Here is a 21410-nt window from a genome sequence, read left to right as displayed (position 1 = left end):
AATATCTTTCTATATCATGTTTATCTGTTTCAGCAGTTGTTCCTTCGTTTGTTCGATGGCGTTGTGGTACACTTCCATTTGCTTGGGGAAAAACTCTTCGAGCCATGCATCTTTTTCGATACGGTCTTGAATGAAGCGTACCGCCTGTTCCCGTTCGATTTCCACCGAGGCTTCCCCTTCTTCCCGGTTGTTGAACCATGCTTTCGTCCACCAGCGGACTCCGGCGCGGTCGGGATAGACGGAGACGATCCTCGATATGTCGAAGCTCTGGATGTCGATGTCCAGCTCCGCCAGCGGGTCGATGAGTCCGCAGCCCGCTACAGCTTCGTCATGAAGTTTTTTTTTACCTCGCCGCCCATTGTGGAGAGGTACACCTCATGCCGCAGGGCAAGGTAGTTCAGGAAATCCGCTATCAGTAGGTTCTGAACTTTGCTGGCAAGCGGCATGGCTTTGCGCCCCAGTCCGAGGGGATTGGCTATGCTCGGCATCTGCTCGTAGAAATACTCTTTCATCGCTCCCATCGTGAAGATGTGGCGTAGCGACTGTTCCGTATGTGCGGGCACCGTGTACGCTCCCCGCTGCAAATCCTCCATGTAAAGCGGCAGAAAGCGGAGCATCAGCTCTTCTATTTCCCTTTGGTCCTTCTCGTAGTCGTTTGTTACCCCAGTTTCCGTATCGTAAAAACCTGCCGGGCCGTTGCCGTCGGTTTCCTGCAAAGCCTTGATGTTGCCGTACAACATGGTCAGGAACTCTATCGGGTTCAGCTCCTCGCCCTTGAATTTGACTTCTATATGCAGCCGTTCACCGCTCAAAGCCACCGTTTGTCCGGCTTCCACCCGCTGTCCGAATTGGGCGAACACATTCGACAGATGACCGTATGTCACCTCGTACCCGCCGTAACGGACTGTCTGGCAAATGCCGTGTACCGGGTCGTTTCCCACGCCCGACACGATGCCGCTGGCCACAGCCGACAGCATGTAGCACCGCGCTTTGAAGTCTATCCCGTGATGAAAGAACTTTTCTCCCGTTGTCGGGTGTACCTGCTCACCGTAACCGAGCGACAGTTCCACGTCTTTTCCCCGCGGCTCTTCGAACGGCATACAGTAGCCGCTGTCCGAGTGCAGGATCATTTCTTCCGTATATTTCATTGTGATATATATTTTTTATGTGTTCCTACCTTCTCATTCCTCCGCTTTGCGCTTGTTCCTCCGGAGAGAGTGTCGGCGTCTGTGTCCTCGATACCGTTTCCGAGGGAACCGTGCGGACAACGCCCGCATTGTTACCGATAAGCATCATGCCCAGAAACAGACCGGCGATTTTACCCAGCCAGCCGGAACGTCCGAACACGAGGTACGCCGCCGCAATCAGTCCTGCAATGTTCAATCCCGACACATTGCCTCCTCCGAGGTTTCGCAAAAAGCCGCTGAGCATGTTGAACAACCCACCGCCGGAGGCTTCCCGCAGGAAGTTCGATACCCCGTTCAGTTTCGAGTCCGCGCCTCCCACAGCCTCGCCTATGGCAGAGACCGTCTCTCCGGCTTTGTCTTTCAGTTCCTTCATGTCTTCGGTCGTACCTGCAAGGGCATCCGTGGCGGATTTGCCAACTACGGCCTCACTGACGATCCGTGCGACACTTTTGTCGGTGGTCAGTTTTTCCCAGCCCACATAGCCGACGGCAGCTCCGGCGGTAGCCGTCTTGACCGCCTGCCCGGCTCCCCGAAGGGTCTGCGAGGGATGCAGTACCGCATGACCGGCACTTTTCCCCGTCGCATTGGCGGCCTTGCCCATGCCTTTCATGGCCTTTCCGCCGTATTTCAATATCGTATCCCAAGCTCCCATATTTTTATTCTTTTTTAGGGTCTAACATTTCTTCCATTTTGCCGCCATCGTCTTTGGGCGGCTTTCACGATGTCGTACTTGTCTGCGACAGGGCGTGCGCCCTCGTCGATTTCCCGCCAGATGTCGCCCATCGTGGTATATTTCACGGCTTTGGTCAGCCGTTGCAGCGTCCGGTTCATCGACCGGAGTTTCGGGCGTATGCCGAACACGATCTCCATACGTTCCCTTTCCGTCATCTTGTTGTCCGACAGGCAGGCCGTGCGGATGTCGTTCACAATCTCCACGCTGTTCAATATCATCTCCCGATAAATCTGGTTGCGCCGCGTGGAGAGGGCAACGGCCAATGCGTTGGTCGAATGTCTGCTCAATTGTTTGGTGAAGTCGCCCATGTTGTCTGTAAGCTGCGATATTTCATGGTAGAAACCGTAAATCTGAGCCGCATAGCAGACAATCGAGCGGAACGAGTTCAGGTAATTGTTGAACTCCCGTTGCAAGTCCGTCGTGCCTTCCACTTCTTCCTTCGTCCACACATGCCCTGTAGTTTGCATCAGCATGACCTTCTCTTGGTTTTTCAGTTCCTTCTCGGCCTTGTTGGTATAAACCAGAATCATTCCCGCAAGGGTCGCATCGTTCTGCGCCTGTACCTTCGAGATACCGGCGCACAGCAACAGAATCCATATCGAGATTATCCGCTTCATCGTTCTTCGTTTTTTATTTCCCTTCTTTTCAACGGGCGATGGCTGCCGCCCTGCGCCAGCGGGACATGGCCAGACGGGCCACCTCGCCGTTGCTGCGATCTATCATACCCGCCGTTATGTTGTTCCACACGTCGTTCAGGGTATAATAGCGCAGGCTCAAATAGAGCAGATGCAGTTTCCGGCTGAATGCCGCAAGCTGATCGTTCAACGCCCACAGGGTTTTGCTCCGTTCCGCCCCCGTGAGCATGTTTTCCGTTCCGCCTTTGGCCACGGCATCGTTCAGCAACGTGAACACGGAAACCAGTTCCGTCGCCGTCTCGATATAGAGGTTGTTCATGTTCATGCTGGCAACGATACCCTGCGGATTGTTCCGTATCGCGTTACCCAATTTTCCCAGTGTGAGGAAAATCCGCACGCCGTCATTATAGAGGTGCGTGCAGGCTTTCAGTGACGAGGCATAGCCGCTCGCCGTCTTGAGATAGCTGTTGTACTGTTTCTCCCACTCGTGTATGCGGTTGAACTCTGCTGCGATACTGTTTTGCATCAGGGCAGTCTGCGTCTGTCCTTTGATTTGTTTATCTATCTGGCCGTTAATCAATTCATTGCCCTCGGCCAACGCCGCCCATTCCAGCGGGTTTGAGGCAGCAATCTGCGCCTTGGCCAGTTGCGGAAGCAGACCGACAAATACAACACACACCCATATACTAATGATTCGTAATCTCATAGATTCCCTTTTTTCGTTTATTGATTTCCACACGTTCACGGATAATCGCCACGATGTCGTCCCTACGCCGTATGCCGATAAGGTCGAGCCTTGGCGTGTTCCGGTCCATTGAGAGAATGCGAACCGTCTTTAACCCGCAAATCTGTTGCAGGAGGCTCTGGTGTTCTTGAAAGTCCACGATACGGTACAGTTCCATGTAGTCCACCCTGCGTATGAAAATGCCGTGTTCGCTGACAAGCTGTTCTTCGCCGACCCTGTAACGTATCCGACGCAGGTAGATGAAGCGATACAGCAGCACGATGAGCAGAAATAAGGAAACGACTCTCGCCATACTACTCAATGGCAGACCTTCCATGCCGCCGTGCACCAGCCCCGCCATGCACACGAACATCAGCGGCAGTTCGTCTATGACGAATTGCCCGGCGTGCGGCCGCAGGATGACGTTCCGGCTGTCTTGTATGGGATGCAGTGCGCTCATCGGCGAAAATGGGTCTGCCGCTCCTGTCCGGCTTTTTCTTCCGGCTCCTGCTCCTGTCCCTGTCCGACGGATGCTTCCTGCTGCTTCCGTTCGGCCAGAAGCTGTCCGTTCCAGCTCGTATAGCGATAGTCCGGCTCTTTACGGGTAATGGCGACGTCGTGTTCCTTGTCGATACCGAGGAACTCCCGCAGTTTCACCCGGAACTCCCGGTAGCATTTGTTCATCCTGTTTATCTGGTCCTGTACGTCTTCCGGGGCGCACAGCCTGCTCGAGCTCATCGAAAAGGCTTCATCCCGCTCGGCATCGAACTCTATGCAGCTCTCTTGCAGACCGCCCTTGGGCAGCAGATAAAATTCCCCTCCGTCCAGATCGTCGCCGTCCGGTATGGAATCGAGGTACGGTTTCCGTTCGGGTGTTACCTCGATGGCCTCACGTATCGTGCGGTATATCTCCTTTTGCAGACTTCTGGCAAGCACGCTTCCCGTATGGTCGTTGTCGAAACAGATATGCTGCCGGGCGGGGATTGTCTGCTCCAGCACGCCCCGCATCTGTTTCTCGGTCAGGTCACCGCCCGTCGAAATGAAGACCGCCTTTCGCAACTCTTGGTTTTGCGCCCGATGAAGCTGGTAAAAGGCCATCGCGTCGTAGGCGCTCCCGAACCAGTAGATATGTTTGGCCTCGGCAAGAGGCGTTCTGGCAGGGCTGGCGATCCATAGCCCTTCGTCCGTATTGCTGCCTTCTGCCATGCCTTTGTAGCTGTCTTGTCCGTCCAAGCGGGCGCGTCCGCACTCCTCGAAGCCTACGATTCTGTCCGTATTTTGGGGTAACGCCATCGGGAAAGCGAGGCAGATGTCCCTATGCCCGTCTTCGCAGTGTCGGGTTGCCAGACAGAAATCCCGGTAAAAGGCGTGCTGCGTGCCGAGGTCAATACCGCGGTGCTTGAAATAGGGGGCGAATTTCTTCTGCACTTCCCGGTCCTTCGGGTCGAACTTCTGAATGTCGTATTCCGTTATGTCGAACGGTCGGATCTCCCGTTGGGGCTGTACGATCGGCACCTCGTATTCCTCTTCGACGGGTATGTTCAGCAGACGGCTGCATACGAGGTCCACCAACTGGTTCAGGTCCATTCCCTCATAATATTCCGCGAATAACGTCGGGTGCTCCTTGATGAACGAAACGACGTTGTATTCTTTCTGCTGGGGTGGTTGGCAACAGCACTTCCCATGCTGTGTGATGACGAACTTGTCGCCCCGGATACGCTTTCCCTCGTTGTCCGTGCGGATAAACGAGGAGAGACGCAGACCGAAGCGTCGGTTCTGGCGGTAGCCGGCATCGAGCAGTATATCCCGTATGTCAATCCTTTGCAAAAAATCGTCCTGTGTAAGTTCCTTGTCATTCATTGTTTTCTCTTTTATTGTTTCATGTGGGGTGTGCCGTGTTGTCATCGGTGGAAACGTACTTGCCGTTCCTGTTCGGGTTCTTCTCTTCTGGCCGGCTCTTCGTGAACTGATTCTTGCAGCTTGGCCTTTGCCAAGAGCTGTTCGTTCCAGTCCTTATAGCCTTTTTCAGCGGGCTCGTACACAATAAGGCCGGTGCCGTCCTCGCCGGGAGCGGGAAGATTACGGATCGCATCCTCTATGGCCATGATATTTTGTCTCATGCCCTCCAGCGTTTCCTCACTGGCCGAACCCTCGGCAAGAGCCATCTCGTACTCATCTTGGCACACCATGCTCATCTCCTGCAAATATCCGTCGCCGATTGTCCGATAGTCAAGCGTACCATCTTCCCGATAGATTTCTTTGGGACGTAAAAGCGTGCCGACTATCCTGTGAAAGTCGAAGGGTTCGAGTTTTATTTCGTAGTTCTGGTTCTCCTCGCCGCTGATACGGACCTGCAGTTTGTCGTCTTTCGTCACGTTGCTGGTGAATGTCTTGCCCGCATGGGTGAGCGCGAAGTTGATGGCGAAGATCTGCCCGGCACGGTCCCCGTCGAAGCAGAGATGGTGGTAAGCGTGTGGAGTGGCCTCTGTCATGGCTTTGAACTGTTGCTGGCTCGGTGCTCCGCCGGTAGAGACGAACACTCCCTTTCTAAGTTCCTTGTCCCATTTCTGGTTAAGCTGGTAATAAGCCATTGCGTCGTAGGCACTCTCGAACCAATAGATACGCTTGGCTTCCGCAAGTGGGGTCTTGGCAGGGCTGGCAATCCACAGCCCCTCGCTCGAATTGCTGCCCTCGGCCTTGCCTTTGTAGCTGCCGCTTCCGTTCATTCTTGCACGTCCCCGTTCTTCGAAGCCCACGACCGTACCGTCGCCTTTGGGCAAGGTCAGCGGAAAAGCGAGATTGGTGTATGCCGCACCGTCCTCACGATGTTTCGTCGCCAGACAGAAGTGGCGGTGGAAGGCATATTGCGTGTAGAGGTCGATACCCCGGCTCTTGAAATAAGGATAGAACTTCTTCTGTGTCTCCCGGTCCTGCGGGTTGAACTTGTGGATGTCGTAGTTCGCGATGTCGAACGGGCGGATGTCCCGCTTGGGCTGGATAATCCATGTTGTCCGGTCCTCGATGGGATGGTTCAGCAGCCGGTTGCACACGAGGTTCACCAGCCGGTCGGGAGACATGCCCACACGATATTCAGCGAAAAACTGCGGGTGCTCCTTGATGAACGAGATGATGTTATAGACTTTCTGCTGCTGGGCTTGGAAACAGCATTTTCCCTGTTGCGTCACGATGAACTTGTCGCCGCGGATACGCCGCCCATCGCTGTCCAGACGGACATACGAGGGATAACGCAGGCCGTCGCGCCGGTTCAGGTGGTAGCCTGCGTCAATCAGCACATCCTGAATGTTCAGCCTTTGCAGGAAGTCGTCGTAGGTTAGGTCTCCTTCTCTCATAGTTGTCTTTATCTCCCTCTTCTCATATCGTTAATATCCTGATTCATCTGTGCCTCGAAATTGCGTATGGCCACGTCTCTCGGCGTATCGACACCGGGTTTGAAATACGGGTGTGGCGGGCCACCGAAACGCTCGCCGTAGAACTCCGGACCGTGATGATGATGCCGCAAGCCGTGGACAACGCCCGCCGTGATGACGGTTCCTGCCGTGAGGGCAGCGAAAATCTTCACGCCGAGACCGCGCTGCGCTTCCGGACGCATCTTCATGTCCACCTCGCTGAATATCTTCGAAAAGATTTTCATGCGGTGGTAGTCATCGACCGCAAGGAATTTGTCGTAATCCTTCTGGCTGATCTCGTGGCTGATGACTTGCCCGTCGATGACGGCCGTCATCTTGTACTTACCCTCTATGGGGGATGGGTGTACGGCTATTTCGTCGACCTCGACCTCCCTGCCGTGCCGTTCTTCCCGGTACCAGCCCTTGCGCTCGTCGAGCACGGAAATATCCCGTCCATCGACGGAAGCGGTTGCGCCATACGGCATCTCCTGCCGGAGTCGGGTTTCCAGCGGGGAGAGAATTTCCTGCTCCTGTTGCTGACGTTGCGTCAGTTCCTCCTGTACTTCGGGGTGCAGGCCGAGGGCGATACGCCGCTCGCTGTCGAGATCCGCCATTGTTACCTTGTCGGCGAAATCCGCCTTGATTACCCCGTTCAGGACTTCCAGTCGTTTCTCGACAGGTTGCTCTTCGATGGAGTTGGAGGTCAGGACGGCCGTTTCTTCTTCCGTCAGGTCATAGACCAGATCGGCGGCCACCTTTTCGGACTGTACGGTCAGGGTCCGTGCCTCCTTATCGACGATAAGACCATGTGAGGCGAGGCACTCCTGCCATTTCTCGTTGGAAAAATAGACCGGAGAAGCAATCAACTCCTTGTAGGTACGAGCCGGTTCCGTACTACGCGGACGGCTGACCATCGGCGTGATGACCGTTTGCAAGTCCTGCAGGACATCGGTCTGTCGTGCGGACTGTATAGGTTGTCCGTCCTTGTACTTGTAATAGAATCCGTAGCCGCCCGATTGCAATTCGCCCGGCTTCATTCGCCCGTCCCACCGTTCAGGGACAATGGGTGGTCCCGGATAGAATAGTTGTCCGCCGACCCGCCGCAGATGGAAACCCCACTGGTGGCGTGGCGTCCAGCCGAGGAACGGAGGCGGCATACCCAGCCGTCCCACACGTCCGTATTCGCCGATACCGATACGGTAGCCGTGCAGTCCCATAGCGACACGACCGTTGGCGTTACGGGCATGGACGAAGTTCTTGGGCATATAAAAGTCTTTCCCTACAATGCTCGTGAACACGTTGTAGGCTTTCTTGTTGGCCGAGTTTGTCCCCCAGTCTGTCAGGGCCAACATCTGACGCTCGGTAAGGTCATAGGTCAGCAGAGGCGAATCGTGGCCCTGTACCACGAGCCGGTAGCCCGTGTCGTCGCTGACTACGTGGGCCTGCATACCGTTACGCCTCAATATGTCCTGCATTTCGGGTTGCAGGTCCATCATTCGGGGGTTGGTATTCTTTCGTATCGCCATAATCCGTTGTTAAAAAGGTTTCCGTTATGCATCTTCGTTCTCCATCGCCGCTTCCAGTTGCTCGTCTTTGTAATGGACGAACTCGGCAGCGGATTCGTTGCCCACCATGAGACCGTGCTCCTTGCAATAGCGGGTATATTCCTCCTGCCACTCGGCTGAAAAATGGTTCACATAGTCGAGCCAGCCATATTCGCCGCGCTCCATCTTCTCGATAAGTACCTCTTCGGGATAATATTGGTGTTCTGCCATATTTGATGAATGTTAAGATGTTATTTGTGAAGTCCCGCCGCACGGTTACGCTCGGCGCTTTTCTTCTGTTCATTCCACAGTTCCTCGGTATATTCCTCTTCGGGAACGTAGTCGAGGTTGCCGTCGTCGTCCATCACCCAGCAGCCGTACACGCCGAAAGTGTACTTGTCCCACTCTCGCTTGGGCTGTTCCTTCCATTTCTGGCTGTCACCCGAACAGAAGCGGATGCCGGTCTTGTCATGCAGGTCGATACCCACCGTAACGGGTTCGTCGTCCACGACCAGTGTCAGAGGTTCGCCGTTTTGCATTCCGTTTACCTCTACCGGACCGAGATGCATTATTTCGGCCAGCACTTGCAGATTGCGCCCGATAATCGGCGTAGGGACATACATCACTTGCTTCGTTCCCTCGTCTATCTGCACGAATGCCTTGCTGTGCCGCCCGTCCGCTGTTTCCACGTCTGCGATGATGGCCTTGCCGTCGAGCAACTGTTTCTGTTGCGCCTCGTCATAGCGTTCCAGCGGCGAGGATTCCAAAACGGGATAAAACACCACGTCCGGCCGGCCGTCGTCCCTGCGGACAAGGGCGAAGCGGCTGCGGCTCTCAATCAGTTCTCCTTTCTCGTCAAGGACACGGACCGGAAGCACGGGAGAGTGTCTGCCGTCGCAAATCTCGTCAAGGACACGCATCGGCAAGTCCTCGATCATCTCCTGTGTAAGCCCGAATCGGGCCAGTGTCGGATAGGGTAATTCAATTAGTTCAAATCGTACTGTATTCATATTTAATTTTGTATTTTGAATTATACTTTGCAAAGATAGATTCTTTTCATTTACTTGTATATAATAGAATAATATTAGTGTATTAAGAGTGTTTATTTTTATGTTCAGAGTATGATTTTACGCATAAATTCATACTCTGAATGCCTTTTTTATTGTACTTTGGTCGAAAAAGGTCGTGGAAACGGGACATCTTGGGCGGAGCTGGTTATATTTGCCGCATGAGAAAGAAACTACTGGTTTTGATGGCGGGCATTGCGGGCGTCGCAGGCCCGGTCCAAGCACAATTCAATACGGTTTCGACCGTACCATCCCGATACAGGGTCGAAGTCGTTTCTGCTGATAGGGATAATGTGGCGACCTTGCCCGGAAACACGCTTTCCGTCCAAGACACTTTACCGTCGGCAGGAGACGCTGCCTCGGCATTACCCGCCGACACCTGCAAGCACGTATGGATAGAGCGTTACCTTAGCGTAAGCTATCCGCTGCGCCGGATGAAAATCAATTCGCTTTATGGGTATCGGAAAGACCCTTTTACCGGAAAAAAGAAGTTTCACAACGGAATCGACCTCCATGCGAGGGGCGACGAGGTGATGGCCATGATGGCGGGAGTGGTAGTGAAAGTCGGGCAGGACAAATCCTCCGGTAAGTATGTGACCTTACGGCATGGAGACTACACGGTCAGCTATTGCCACCTATCACGTGTTCTTACCCGGAAAGGAGCGGCTATCCGACCGAGGGATGTCGTCGGCATTACCGGTTCGACAGGACGCAGCACCGGTGAACACCTGCATATTTCCTGCAAACTCGAAGGCAAAAGCATTGACCCGTCAGTGATACTGGATTACATCAGATCCATACGCGAAGAGTGTGTGGCGGCATTGACCGAACTATAGTTGTCCATGATTTTATTCTTCTTACCTTATCTGTTTCTATGAAACGGGAACAAGAATATCATTTTTTGTCAAATAGGCACAGTCTTTGGGCAAAATTTATAGCTTCAGCAGAATTATTTGCTTTTAACTTTTGCAATATGTTTTGCCTATGACTATTTACAGTGTTAATGCTAATTTGCAGGGTATCTGCAATTTCCTTGCTTAACAAACCTTGCTTCATCAAACGTAAGACTTCTAATTCTCTATTTGTCAAAGGCTCATTCAATGTATCAGATAAATCTATAAAAATCTGGTCTCCTGTTTTTAAGTTATACAGATGGCTTTTGGTTATTTCCAGTTCTTGGTTTGCATCAATGTCAATAACTGACAGCATAAGCCAAATATTTCCCGATTTATCCAACTCAAGAACTTGTTCCTGTTCTATTATGCGGATATATTCACCTCGGACATTTCTTATCCTCATTTCATGAATGGCTTTATAGTTCATCTTTTCTGCATCGGAGAATGAACGTAATATCGAATAGATTTTCTTTCTTACAAGTAATCCATAATCTATATCGTCCGGATGTATAAGTTCTATAACCTGCCGATGTCCGTCAACAAACAACCTGCGGGAATCAACTCCATATAATTTAGGAATATTGTCAGAAACAAAAACAAATTTATTAGTGTAGCAATCAAACACCAATACAATACTATGCGTAATTTCTGAAAGTTTAATCCAGTCTTCTTTCCTTTTTTCAAGAATGGAATAATCAATTTCATCAAACATAGTGTTTGATGTTGGAAGTATATTTATGATTTTCTGTTCTATTTCATCAATCATCATGCTTGCTACAACATTTATTATTAAACAGTTAAACTGTACTCATTATAAATGACTATTGCCCTTGGAGTATATAGCATCTATCTTTGCACAAAGATACGCAAAAGAGTATAAGTATAAGATAAATAGATGTTTAATGTTTTAATTGTTTCTGTATGATAAAAAAGATTTGTTTAACGACACGGGACGGCAAAAGAGTTGTAGGTTGCAAAATTGTAGTGACATCAGTATTTGAAACTGACATTGAAAATATTTGGTGTAAGATTCAAGATATTGATACTTTAAGGGAGATTTGTAAACCCAAAGCAAGTTTTATATCCTATGACGATGTTCCTTCCGTCTGGAAAGAGGGAGAGACATTTTGCTTCAAATTGTTCCTTCATAGATTTATCCCTATTGGAAAACATACAATAAGCATAATTAAGATAGACAAAAAGTCAAGAGAGATAGTTTCAAATGAGTATAATAAAAGAGTAACTATATGGAATCATTATATTCAAATGGAAAAGATTGCAGAAAATGTTACAAGATATACAGATAGTATTGAATTGCATGCGGGTTATTTAACTCAGTTTGCAGCTTGGTGGGCTCTCAAATTTTATAAGCATAGGCAAAAAAAGTGGCAGGAAATTATATAATACAAGCCTAAAAACTATTTACAGAACTTTGGAGGTTATGCTGTTTACCCGATATGCGGAAGCCTTTCAGCAAATAGCGTAACCTCTTCTTTCCCATTCTATTTGTTCTTTCATATTGCTGGTTTCAACAATTTTTTTCAACCAGTTTTAATGTAGCCGCCCCAGACCACAGCCTTTACCAGTAACATCGGCGGTACGCTGACGGTCTTGCCATAGAAAATGGCCGCCACCACTTTGCCACCGCACCGCTCTATCTCCTCCTTGTAGTCAGCCATACTCTGTCCGCTCGTCAGCACGTCATCCACGATGATGACCTGTTTCCCTTTTATATCCCCCGTAATCCGGTAGTTCCTTTCAAGGATGCGGTTTTCGCCGCCCTTGGCCTCGTGCAGGCTGTCGCGTGGCTCGAACACATCGACATCGTACAGCCCCGAAGTCCGTCCCTTCCGATGGGTCCTAATGTACCAGTCAAGACGCTTGAACCGCCGGGCATACTTGAACTCGTCGCTGCACGGCATGAACATGATGTGGTAAGGGGCATCGTCCAGCTTCAAGGCGGACATACATGCCTTGAAAAAGCCGATACCGTGATTCTCACCCTCTTTGAACTGGTAGAGGGAACGGCAGAACGCACGCTGTTCTTCGTTGAGCAGGTCTGTGTACCGCGAAGGATAGTAATACCCGTAGAAAACGACCTTTATCCCGTGTGACTTGAACGGTTCGAGCGGTCGGTGGTCCTCGAAAAAGTCCGAACGGGCAAGACAGAACATCTTGCAGGCCTCCCGATGGCCCGCCATGACAGCCAGACGGCAATAACGGTCACGATCCTCGGCGGTAGCGGCTGCCCGTGCGGCTGCGAATGCCGCTTCTCCGGCCTTCCTTCTCCAGAAACCGATGACATATAGGAGAAGAGCCACGACACTGCACAAAAGAATAAACCAAAGTTTCGCTTCCATAATCGGCCGGATTAAATACGTCTATATCGTTTAGGTTGATTGACGGTACCTTTTGTCTCCTTCGAAATCAATCCAGCACATTGTCCAGATGAGTGTAATTCAAGAGTTTGATTTCCCCTGCGGTGTTTTCGAGCGTGCCTGCATAGATCACCGCCTTGCCCTCTACAGGACCTTTGACCCAGCCGTCCATCTGTTTTAATGCCTTTTCAAAATCAGCATGGTAAGTCATTGCCGACTTGATTTCGATACCGTAAAATTCCGAACCTTTTTTCAACAACAAATCGACCTCGTTCTGGTTCGAATCCCGGTAGAAATAGAGGTTGCTCTCCTTACCTTGGTTGTATCTCCGTTTCAACGCTTCCGTTACGATGAAATTTTCGAACAACGCTCCCCGCATTTTATCCCTTGCAAGCTGTTCCGGCGATTCGATGCCGAGCAAATGGCAGGCAAGCCCCGTGTCCGTGAAGTAGAGTTTGGGCGTTTTGGTCAGCCGTTTGCGCGTATTTTCGAAATATGGTGGCAGTAGGGCCACGATATAGGATGCCTGCAATACAGACAGCCACGCTGTAACCGTATGGGAACTGATGCCGATTTCGTTCGCCAGCTCGGAGGCTTTGAACAACGAGCCGATACGCCCGGCACATAACCGGATAAACGTGTGGAACTGCATCATGTCCTTGATTTGCAACAAATCGCGCACGTCCTTGTCCAGATAGGTTTTCATGTACGCCGGATATAGGAATTTGGGTACGTTGCGCCCTGAATAAATGGCGGGATAGAACCCGTTAAACAACAGATGGTCGAGCGGCGTATCGGCAGCTATCTCCCGTATCTCGGAGTAGGACATGGGCAGCAGCTCGAATACAGCGGTACGTCCCGCCAAGGACTGAGTAACCTTTTTCAGCATGGCGAACTGCGAACTGCCCGAAAGGATGAAGCGTCGGTCTGCATCAGCGTCCACCATACCTTGGATATACGACAAAAGGTTCGGGGCATTATGCACTTCGTCGAGAATCATGCCCTCCGTGTGCTGGTTCAGAAAAGCGACCGGGTCGTTTTCGGCAAAGCTCCGCACGTCGAGGTTCTCCAAAGAGTAGTACGGCAGGTGCGGAAACAGATTACGGATCAGCGTCGTCTTGCCGGACTGTCGGGGCCCGGTAACGGTTATGACCGAAAAGTAACGGTACGCCTCTTCTATCACGGCGGATAATTCCCTGCGTATATATTTTGTCTCCATATTTGTTTATGCAATTTTGAAATACGACTGCAAAATTACATAAATCCTGTTGCGGCGCAAATTTTTCGGGGTAGTTTCTCCTGCCTGTCGCCGTTTTTTTTCTGTTGTATCGGCAATTTTCTCTCTCACGTTGGCGGATCTGCCTTTCTCTTTTTGTCGGCGAATGTAGGACAAAGCGCATAAACGCCAAGCCGCATTCCATTCGGATGGCGAAAACAGACCATTGCATAGTCGGTTTTCTATCCGGGTTTGGCTCATTATGCCGATGCTTTATCCTCTCTCTGCCTTAAAAAGTCGAAAAACAGACCTGCACCGCAAGGCGAAAGCAGGGAAAGAAAAAAACGGCTTTCAATGTTTAACGAACTCTTAAAAACAAAACGAGTATGACAGATGAAATCAGACAGGACGGCAAAGTGGTGCTGTCGAGCGAGGACGGGTTTTCTATCCCGATGTTCTTCAACAACTTATGCGGCAAGAACTTTTCCGGCGAAAAATACCGGGATTATATCAAGTATGTAGCCCTCGGCGAGATGGGCTTCAAGCCCGGTATTATCGAGTTCTATCGGGACGGGGTACTGCAAAGAACGGGCGAAATCCCGAAGCCCTGAACCGCAAGCCCCGAAAATTCAACAACGAGAAAAACAGAACTTAATGATTTGCAGATATGGAAGCATTTACTATTCACCCGGCGGAAGCCTATCTCCGCAACGAACAAAACCCTACGTCATTGTATGTAAAGATTGAGGGGAAACGCAGGCGTTTGTTTATCAACCGTAACGAAAATGTCATCGGCATTGTCGCACCGGGGAAACGGAAAAGAGGCTATATTTTTACGAACTGGGCAAGTATCGAGGAGATATATTACCCGTCCCAAGAGCAGGAGGCAGGCAGTGGACACGGACAGGAAAATGATTTTAAAATACCAGAAACTTGCCCAGCTCGCTACACACGCGAATGACTGGCTGCGTAAAATCGCCAATGCCGATTTGGAAAAATCCCTTTACGAGAACCGCATTACGACCGGCACACGCATAGACGGCCAGTGTATCCGGCTTTCCACAATCGAAAAATATTGCGGTAGTGTGGATATGCACCTTTTCAGGGAAGCCGTGAAACAGGGTAAACAGTTTTCTACCGTGCGTTTCGACTTTCGCGGATATGACGGTACGCTATGGTGCGAGCCGCGAGAAAACGGCGATGTGATGGCTGGTTTTAGCAAGGAATATCGCGGCTGTCTGAACGGTTACTATTACTTGCTTATCAACGATGAATACATGATAGGTTACGACATCGACTGATTGTACAATGAAACTATAATCCGTATCGGGTAAGGCTCGATACGGGTTTTGTATTTCGGTCTGCCGACGGCACGATGCCCTGTTATACGATGATTTTCTCCTTTTCTATGCCCGTTTCGTCCTGTTGCCCTTGTACCCATTCTCATACCTCCCTCTTTTAGCTGTCGGTTTCCGTGCCCAGCCTTGCAGCGACCTGCGGGGTATTATTTTTCCGCAAAGGTATCCGGCAGTTCCAATCCTGCCAATGCCGGCTACGCCGCGAGTGAGGCGTAAAAATCTTCCTCTCCGTTGTCGAGCGTATTTTTTCGCTTCAGCCTTGTTCGATTGTCCCTGCCACCTTCAAAGGGCAGAAAAATAATCCCTGCGGTCGCAAACAGGCCGAACAGAGGGAAACAAAAACAAGGTTAAATTATGAGTTACAACAAATTGAAATCACTGGTGGCAAACGTGGAAGCCATTGCAACGGCAATGAAAATCCGTATCGACGACCGACAGGCCACCGACCAAGAGAAAGAGGTATTATCCCGATATTCCGGTTTCGGGGGTATTAAAGACGTGTTGAGCATAGGAACGGAACACACCGTCAGCAATGATGTGGCCGAGCATATCCACAGGTTGCAAGACCTGATAGAAGCATATCCTTATTATGACGATGCCATGCGGCAAGCCGTCATCGACAGTATAAAATCCTCCGTCCTGACCGCTTTTTACACGCCGAAATTCCTCATAGACGCAGTAGCCCGGCAGATACACGCCACATTCATGGATAACGGCCTGCAAATGCGCACCTTTCTCGAACCCAGTGCGGGAATCGGCGGTTTTCTGCCCGTCGCCATGCCCGACACTCGCGGTTACGCCTTTGAAAAAGATTGCCTTACGGGACTTATCCTGTCGCTTCTGCATGATAAGACAACCACGGTAACGGCAGGTTTCGAGACGATAGCCGACCAGCATCTGGAGCATGGGAGCTTCGATGTTATCGCCTCGAATATCCCGTTCGGCAATTTCCGGGTATTCGATGCGGAAATGTGGAAGAAAGGCGGCATGTACGAACAGTCAGCCAAGACCATACACAACTACTTTTTTGTCAAGGCAATGGAGCTGTTGAACGAGGGCGGCCTACTGGCGTTCGTTGCGCCGAGAGGAATTGCCGACACACCGGGCAACAAGTTCGTGCGCGAGTACCTCGTCAACCATGCCGACCTCATAACGGCCCTACGGCTGCCCGATACCCTTTTCATGCAGACAAGTGGCATAGAGGTAGGGAGCGACCTCTTGATATTCCAGAAACACAGCCGCAAGGCGACCCTCTCGTTACGGGAGAAGATGTTTTTGCAGGTCTCCAAGGAAAAGGCCGACACGGCAGGAACAATGACCGACTATGCGAATAAAATCTTTACCCTCCCCAAGACCGCCCTTGCCACGGACAGTCGCATTGCGCTGAACCAGTTCGGAAAGTACGTTCGCAAATACCAGTGGTTAGGCGATGAAAACGCCATGTCCCAATACCTTTCCGCACTGCTCAAATACGATTTCGACCGCTATTTTCGCAAGGCTCTTTTCGGCGGTCACGGCCAAGACAACGCCCCCGTACAGATGTCTCTTTTCGGCGAGCCGCAGACAGCCAAAGGCATACGTGCCTACACAGAGGACATGGAAACATGGATGAAGAACGGCGCAATGGTCGTTTTCGAGGGGCAGGTAGGTACGCTCCGGTTCCGCAAGTCGAGCCGTTACACGGAGACAGCCGTCGATTTCGTGCCGGTGGACGATGGCAAGGTAAACACGGACAGGGCCGCCGACTATTTCCCCATACGCAAGGCGTATTTCGAGCTGTCCGGCAGGGAACGGGAAGAACAAAAGGAGTACCCGGAGTTCCGTAAACAACTCAATGCCCTATATGACGCCTTTGTTGCCAAATGGGGATTCTTCCACGATAACGACAACAAGGAGTTTATCATGCTCGACAGTCTCGGTACGGAGGTGTTCACGATAGAAATGCAGGTCGGCAGGGACATCTTCAAAGCCGACATCATGCGTGAACCCGTTGCTTTCAAAAAGATAAACGACACGGAAACGCTCACACCAATAGAAGCTCTGGCAAGCAGTCTGAACTTTTACGGCAAGGTCGATATGGACTACATGGCACAAGCCACAGGCAAGGACGAAGAAGAAATCATCGAAGCCCTGCAAGGGGAAATCTTCTACAATCCGGCAGCCGGAGAATGGGAGCACAAAGGGAAGTTCCTTGCCGGAAATGTCATAGCCAAGCAGCAAGAGACACTTTCATTTCTCCCTGACCTCACCGGAAAGGAGAAAGAATGGGTCGAAGCGTCTGCAAAGGCACTGGAGAACGCCATACCCGAACCGATACCCTATGAAGAACTCGACATCAACATGGGCGAGCGGTGGATAGATACGAAACTGTACGCCGATTTTGCTTCCGAACTCTTCGGAGTGGGTGCGAACGTGATGTATTTCGACGTGAACGACACTTACTTGATTCGGCTGCAGGGATATTCGCCTGTGGCATACAATACCTATTCCGTGCGCAGCTACAACGGCGAGGACTTGTTTGTACACGCCCTGCACGATACCGTTCCCGAAATAACGAGAGAGGAATACCGGGATGGCAGCAAGGTACGAGTACCGGACGAGGAAGCCATACAGGAAGCCGCCGCCAAGATACAGGAAATCAGAGAACGTTTCAACCAGTGGCTCGACAACGAGCCTTTGGAAGTCCGGGACGAACTGGTAAGGACATACAACGAGCGTTTCAACTGTTACGTGCGTCCGCACTACGACGGCTCGGCGCAGACATTCCCCGGCCTCTCTTTCGAGCAGTTCTCCTACGACAGCCTCTATCCGTCGCAAAAGGACGCCATTTGGATGATAAAGCAGAACGGCGGCGGTATCTGTTGGCACGAGGTCGGCACGGGCAAGACGATGATTATGTGCGTGGCCGCTTATGAGTTGAAACGTCTCGGAATGGTTCAGAAGCCTCTCATTATCGGACTGAAAGCCAACGTGCACGAGATTGCCGACACGTTCCGCAAGGCATATCCCGCAGCCAAGGTGCTCTATCCGGGCAAGGAAGATTTCACCCCTGCCAACCGCAAAGAGGTATTTTCAAAGATCAAGAACAATAACTGGGATTGTATTATCTTGACACACGACCAGTTCAGCAAGATTCCGCAGTCCGAAGAAACCATGTACGACATATTCTCGGAAGAACTGGCCGACGTGGAGCGCAGCCTCGAAGTGTTGGAACAGTCCACCATGCGCTACCGGAGCGGCAGAATGCAGAAAGGACTGGAAACCCGGAAACAGAACCTTAAAGCCAAGCTCGCCGAACTGCAGATGAAGATAGACCGCCGGAAAGACGATACCGTCGATTTCCGCTTGATGGGCATAGACCACATATTTGTGGACGAATGCCACTGCTATAAAAATCTGATGTTCCAGACACGCCACACGAGAGTAGCGGGTATCGGCAACGCACAAGGCTCGCAAAGGGCGATGAACCTTTTGTTTGCCATTCGGGACATTCAACGCCGCACGGGAAAGGACTTGGGGGCTACGTTCCTTTCCGGTACGGTGGTCGTAAATGCGCTGACCGAACTGTACGTGATGTTCAAATACCTGCGTCCGAGGGAACTCAAACGGCAACAAGTAAGCTGTTTCGACGCTTGGGCGGCTATCTTCACGAAAAAGACCGCTGATTACGAGCTGAACGTAACGGGTACGATAAAGCGCAAAGAGCGTTTCCGTACTTATATCAAAGTGCCGGAACTGGCGATGTTCCTGCGGGAGATTACCGACTATCGTACCGCCGACATGATAAACCTCGACGTGCCGGACAAAAACGTGCGTTTCCTTTCCAGTGCGCCCACTATCCAACAAGAGGAAATGATCGGGCGGCTCGTCGCCTTTGCACACAGCGGACAATGGGAAGATTTGGGGTTGGATATTCCGCAACCGGACAATCTCGACAAGGCAAAAATGCTTGTCGCTACCAACGTGGCACGCAAGATGTCCCTCGATATGCGCTTGTTGGGCGACAAGTTCGGCGACGACGGGAACAACAAGGCTTCTATCTGCGCACGGACAATCTACGACTACTACGTGCGTTCGACCGCCAACCGGGGTACACAGTTCGTCTTCAGCGACCTTTCCACCTACAAGCCGAACGAGTGGAACATCTACAGCGACATCAAGGACAAACTGGTGGCTATGGGGATTCCTGCCGATGAAATCCAGTTTATCCAGTGCGCCAAGACCGAACGGGCGAGAAAGAAACTCTTTGCGGACATGAACAGTGGCAGGGTACGGGTGTTGTTCGGCTCTACCTCGATGTTGGGAACGGGAGTGAACGCACAGGAAAGGGCCGTGGCGGTGCATCATCTGGAGATACCTTGGCGCCCCGCTGACATGGAACAGCGCAACGGCAGGGCGGTACGCAAGGGCAACACCGTCAAGCTCTGGGGAAACAACACTGTGGACGTGGTGATTTATGGCACTGAAAAGACACTCGACGCTTACAAGTTTAACCTGTTGAAGAACAAGCAGATGTTCATTAACCAAATCAACAACGGCACGATTGCCGTGCGCCGTATCGACGAGGACGCTATGGACGAGGACAACGGCATGAACTTCGCCGAGTTCGTGGCTCTCTTGTCGGGAAATACCGACCTGTTGGAGAAAACAAAACTCGACAACAAGATTATGCAGCTCGAAAAGGAACAGGCCATTTTCAAGAAAGACCGCATCAGGGCCGAACGCAAGATAGCCGCCAATCAGGAAGATATGATAAAGGCCGAGAGTGCGGCAGAACGCATGACACAGGACTGGGAGTATATCACCTCTTACACCGGAGACCGGACGACCCGGTTGTTGAACCTCGCACAAGCTACGGCGGAAGAGACCGGACGGGAACTGCACCGCATTTCCAAAACCTACCGCAACGGGGCAATCAGCACGATAGGCACGTATGCCGGATTGAACCTGTCGGTGTACAGTGAATATGACATGGGCGGTACATTCTACCGCAACACGTTCCTCGTCGAGGGTGTAAGCGGGCTGAAATACCGTTGCGGCATATCGGGAGCATTGCCTCTGGGCTTCGTGGAATCCTCCCGATACCCGCAAGCCGCCCTTGAAAAGCTGCCCGGCATGATTGAGGAACAACGGCAGAAGATAGCCAAGCTGGAGAGCGAGATACCTACCTTAGAGACAATCATAGCCCGTAAGTGGAGCAAGGCGGACGAGTTGGCAAGGCTCAAACAGGAGTGCAACGCTTTACAGCACCGGATTGACGAAAGCATGAAAGAGGCGGAACGCACGCAGCCAGTCCTTTCCGGACACGAGGCCGGCGACAAAGCGGCCTGACCGTAATTCATAAATTTAACCTTTTCCCTCTGTTCAGTTCACAATGACTGGGCAGGGGGATTTTTTTCACCTTACGGTCTGCCGACGGCCATACCCGGTTGTAGCGGAATCTGCCCCTTGTACCTCCGATGACTCCTTTTATATCATACTCCTTTTTATAAGCAGACTTCTGCTTCCACCTCTTGTAGATTGAGTTACCATCACGGACCGACGACCGCAAAGCCCGACACTTTTTTCCCGCAAAGTTGATTGCATCTCAAAACTTTGCCGCAAGGCCCATCTTCGATTTTCCTGATGAAAAATCTTCCTTCTCATTTCATTCCAAGCGTATTTTTCATGGAATCCTTGCCGCAAATCCTATGATGCAAAGACGAGGCAGAAAAAAGCATCGGACTTCCCTCCCTGTAATCGTTCGAACCGAGGGAAATAAAAACTTAAAAACAAATTGAAACATGGAAAGAAATTACAAAAGATACGCCCACGTGAATAAATAACTTGTATAACCCATAAAAATAATTCAAAAAATGAAACTTACAATGTATGAGCTTGAAAACAACCGGCAGACGCAGGAACGCGGCGAGAACCACCTGTACGATTCAGATTGTCCGGACATGCTGCCGGAACAAGACCCCGAACTGCCGCCGAAAGAGGACGCTTTCTACGACAAGGTTTTCGTTTGCGGCAAATCCGAACTCTCCCGCCGGGAACTGGAATCCTTGCCGGAACCATTCGACACCTGTCATGTTACGGACGAACAGATGGAACAGATCGTGTTTGAAACGGAAATGGAGACACGCGACAGGCTGCGGCTCGGTGACAATGAATCCATAGATTTTGACGACGACCGCCATAGTGAAGTCTGGTGGGAAGAAATGGAAAAGACAGTGGTAAGGCATGGCATACCATACTACGAAGACGAATAACCAAAATGTAA

Annotated in this window: 20 protein-coding genes and 1 pseudogene; 6 read left to right on the top strand and 15 right to left on the bottom strand. The window is 51.1% G+C overall.

The annotated features are described in order from the left end of the window. Window positions 1–9: 9 nt before the first annotated feature. The 11 genes from HMPREF9009_RS11865 to HMPREF9009_RS11815 are packed head-to-tail and all read right to left on the bottom strand — an operon-like array spanning window position 10 to window position 9240. The gene (locus tag HMPREF9009_RS11865; RefSeq protein ID WP_029429260.1) at window positions 10–294 is read right to left on the bottom strand and encodes a hypothetical protein; all 285 of its coding nucleotides are present in this window, start codon (window positions 292–294) and stop codon (window positions 10–12) included. A 23-nt stretch (window positions 295–317) separates the two neighbouring features. After that, entirely contained in the window at window positions 318–1148 is an 831-nt protein-coding gene (locus HMPREF9009_RS11860) for a M23 family metallopeptidase (protein ID WP_004294396.1), read from the bottom strand. 25 nt (window positions 1149–1173) lie between these two features. Then, entirely contained in the window at window positions 1174–1839 is a 666-nt protein-coding gene (locus tag HMPREF9009_RS11855; RefSeq protein WP_004294397.1) for a hypothetical protein, read from the bottom strand. Between the two features lie 14 nt (window positions 1840–1853). Further along, window positions 1854–2537 (bottom strand): hypothetical protein, encoded by a 684-nt coding sequence (locus tag HMPREF9009_RS11850; RefSeq protein ID WP_004294398.1) that lies wholly within the window; start codon window positions 2535–2537, stop codon window positions 1854–1856. 28 nt (window positions 2538–2565) lie between these two features. Further along, a complete protein-coding gene (locus HMPREF9009_RS11845) occupies window positions 2566–3261 on the bottom strand; it encodes a hypothetical protein (RefSeq protein ID WP_007219674.1) in 696 nt (231 codons plus the stop codon). Further along, a complete protein-coding gene (locus HMPREF9009_RS11840; protein ID WP_004294400.1) occupies window positions 3242–3739 on the bottom strand; it encodes a PH domain-containing protein in 498 nt (165 codons plus the stop codon). Before HMPREF9009_RS11840 ends, HMPREF9009_RS11845 begins: the two co-directional genes overlap by 20 nt. Then, window positions 3736–5139 (bottom strand): toprim domain-containing protein, encoded by a 1404-nt coding sequence (locus HMPREF9009_RS11835; protein ID WP_004294401.1) that lies wholly within the window; start codon window positions 5137–5139, stop codon window positions 3736–3738. The genes HMPREF9009_RS11840 and HMPREF9009_RS11835 overlap by 4 nt, the downstream gene beginning before the upstream one ends. Window positions 5140–5180: 41 nt before the next feature. Beyond that, window positions 5181–6629 (bottom strand): toprim domain-containing protein, encoded by a 1449-nt coding sequence (locus tag HMPREF9009_RS11830; protein ID WP_004294402.1) that lies wholly within the window; start codon window positions 6627–6629, stop codon window positions 5181–5183. Window positions 6630–6637: 8 nt separating this feature from the next. Further along, window positions 6638–8212: a hypothetical protein gene (locus HMPREF9009_RS11825; protein WP_004294403.1), complete on the bottom strand. Its 1575-nt coding sequence runs from the start codon at window positions 8210–8212 to the stop codon at window positions 6638–6640. A 24-nt stretch (window positions 8213–8236) separates the two neighbouring features. Then, window positions 8237–8461, bottom strand: a complete 225-nt coding sequence (locus tag HMPREF9009_RS11820) for a hypothetical protein (protein WP_004294404.1) — start codon at window positions 8459–8461, stop codon at window positions 8237–8239. Window positions 8462–8481: 20 nt separating this feature from the next. After that, entirely contained in the window at window positions 8482–9240 is a 759-nt protein-coding gene (locus tag HMPREF9009_RS11815; protein WP_004294405.1) for a DUF4099 domain-containing protein, read from the bottom strand. A gap of 140 nt (window positions 9241–9380) precedes the next feature. Here HMPREF9009_RS11815 and HMPREF9009_RS11810 point away from each other — a divergent pair, with 140 nt between their 5' ends. Further along, window positions 9381–10133: a M23 family metallopeptidase gene (locus HMPREF9009_RS11810; RefSeq protein ID WP_007219671.1), complete on the top strand. Its 753-nt coding sequence runs from the start codon at window positions 9381–9383 to the stop codon at window positions 10131–10133. A 58-nt stretch (window positions 10134–10191) separates the two neighbouring features. On the opposite strand, the gene HMPREF9009_RS11805 is transcribed toward HMPREF9009_RS11810, so the two are convergent. After that, a complete protein-coding gene (locus HMPREF9009_RS11805; RefSeq protein WP_007219670.1) occupies window positions 10192–10962 on the bottom strand; it encodes a LuxR C-terminal-related transcriptional regulator in 771 nt (256 codons plus the stop codon). A 152-nt stretch (window positions 10963–11114) separates the two neighbouring features. Here HMPREF9009_RS11805 and HMPREF9009_RS11800 point away from each other — a divergent pair, with 152 nt between their 5' ends. Further along, window positions 11115–11597, top strand: a complete 483-nt coding sequence (locus tag HMPREF9009_RS11800) for a hypothetical protein (RefSeq protein WP_007219669.1) — start codon at window positions 11115–11117, stop codon at window positions 11595–11597. Window positions 11598–11734: 137 nt separating this feature from the next. On the opposite strand, the gene HMPREF9009_RS11795 is transcribed toward HMPREF9009_RS11800, so the two are convergent. Beyond that, window positions 11735–12553 (bottom strand): phosphoribosyltransferase family protein, encoded by an 819-nt coding sequence (locus tag HMPREF9009_RS11795; protein WP_004294409.1) that lies wholly within the window; start codon window positions 12551–12553, stop codon window positions 11735–11737. A gap of 67 nt (window positions 12554–12620) precedes the next feature. Next, on the bottom strand, window positions 12621–13790 hold the full coding sequence (locus HMPREF9009_RS11790) for an ATP-binding protein (protein WP_004294410.1): 1170 nt from the start codon (window positions 13788–13790) through the stop codon (window positions 12621–12623). Between the two features lie 383 nt (window positions 13791–14173). Here HMPREF9009_RS11790 and HMPREF9009_RS11780 point away from each other — a divergent pair, with 383 nt between their 5' ends. Further along, a complete protein-coding gene (locus HMPREF9009_RS11780; protein ID WP_004294411.1) occupies window positions 14174–14398 on the top strand; it encodes a DUF7688 family protein in 225 nt (74 codons plus the stop codon). A 56-nt stretch (window positions 14399–14454) separates the two neighbouring features. After that, window positions 14455–15088: pseudogene (locus HMPREF9009_RS11775) on the top strand (hypothetical protein). On the opposite strand, the gene HMPREF9009_RS25750 reads toward HMPREF9009_RS11775, so the two are convergent. After that, window positions 15073–15234 (bottom strand): hypothetical protein, encoded by a 162-nt coding sequence (locus HMPREF9009_RS25750; RefSeq protein WP_155269538.1) that lies wholly within the window; start codon window positions 15232–15234, stop codon window positions 15073–15075. The pseudogene HMPREF9009_RS11775 and the gene HMPREF9009_RS25750 sit on opposite strands and share 16 nt — an antisense overlap. Window positions 15235–15499: 265 nt before the next feature. Here HMPREF9009_RS25750 and HMPREF9009_RS11770 point away from each other — a divergent pair, with 265 nt between their 5' ends. Next, entirely contained in the window at window positions 15500–20476 is a 4977-nt protein-coding gene (locus HMPREF9009_RS11770) for an N-6 DNA methylase (protein WP_004294413.1), read from the top strand. A 524-nt stretch (window positions 20477–21000) separates the two neighbouring features. After that, window positions 21001–21399 carry a hypothetical protein gene (locus HMPREF9009_RS11765; protein ID WP_007219661.1) on the top strand — a complete coding sequence of 133 codons (399 nt, stop codon included), beginning with the start codon at window positions 21001–21003 and terminating at the stop codon, window positions 21397–21399. The last annotated feature ends 11 nt before the right edge of the window (window positions 21400–21410 follow it).

Source organism: Bacteroides sp. 3_1_13 (assembly GCF_001185845.1).
Taxonomy (GTDB): Bacteria; Bacteroidota; Bacteroidia; order Bacteroidales; family Bacteroidaceae; genus Bacteroides; species Bacteroides xylanisolvens.
Note: the sequence above shows the minus strand (reverse complement) of the source record. Positions and strands in the feature narration are given on the sequence as shown.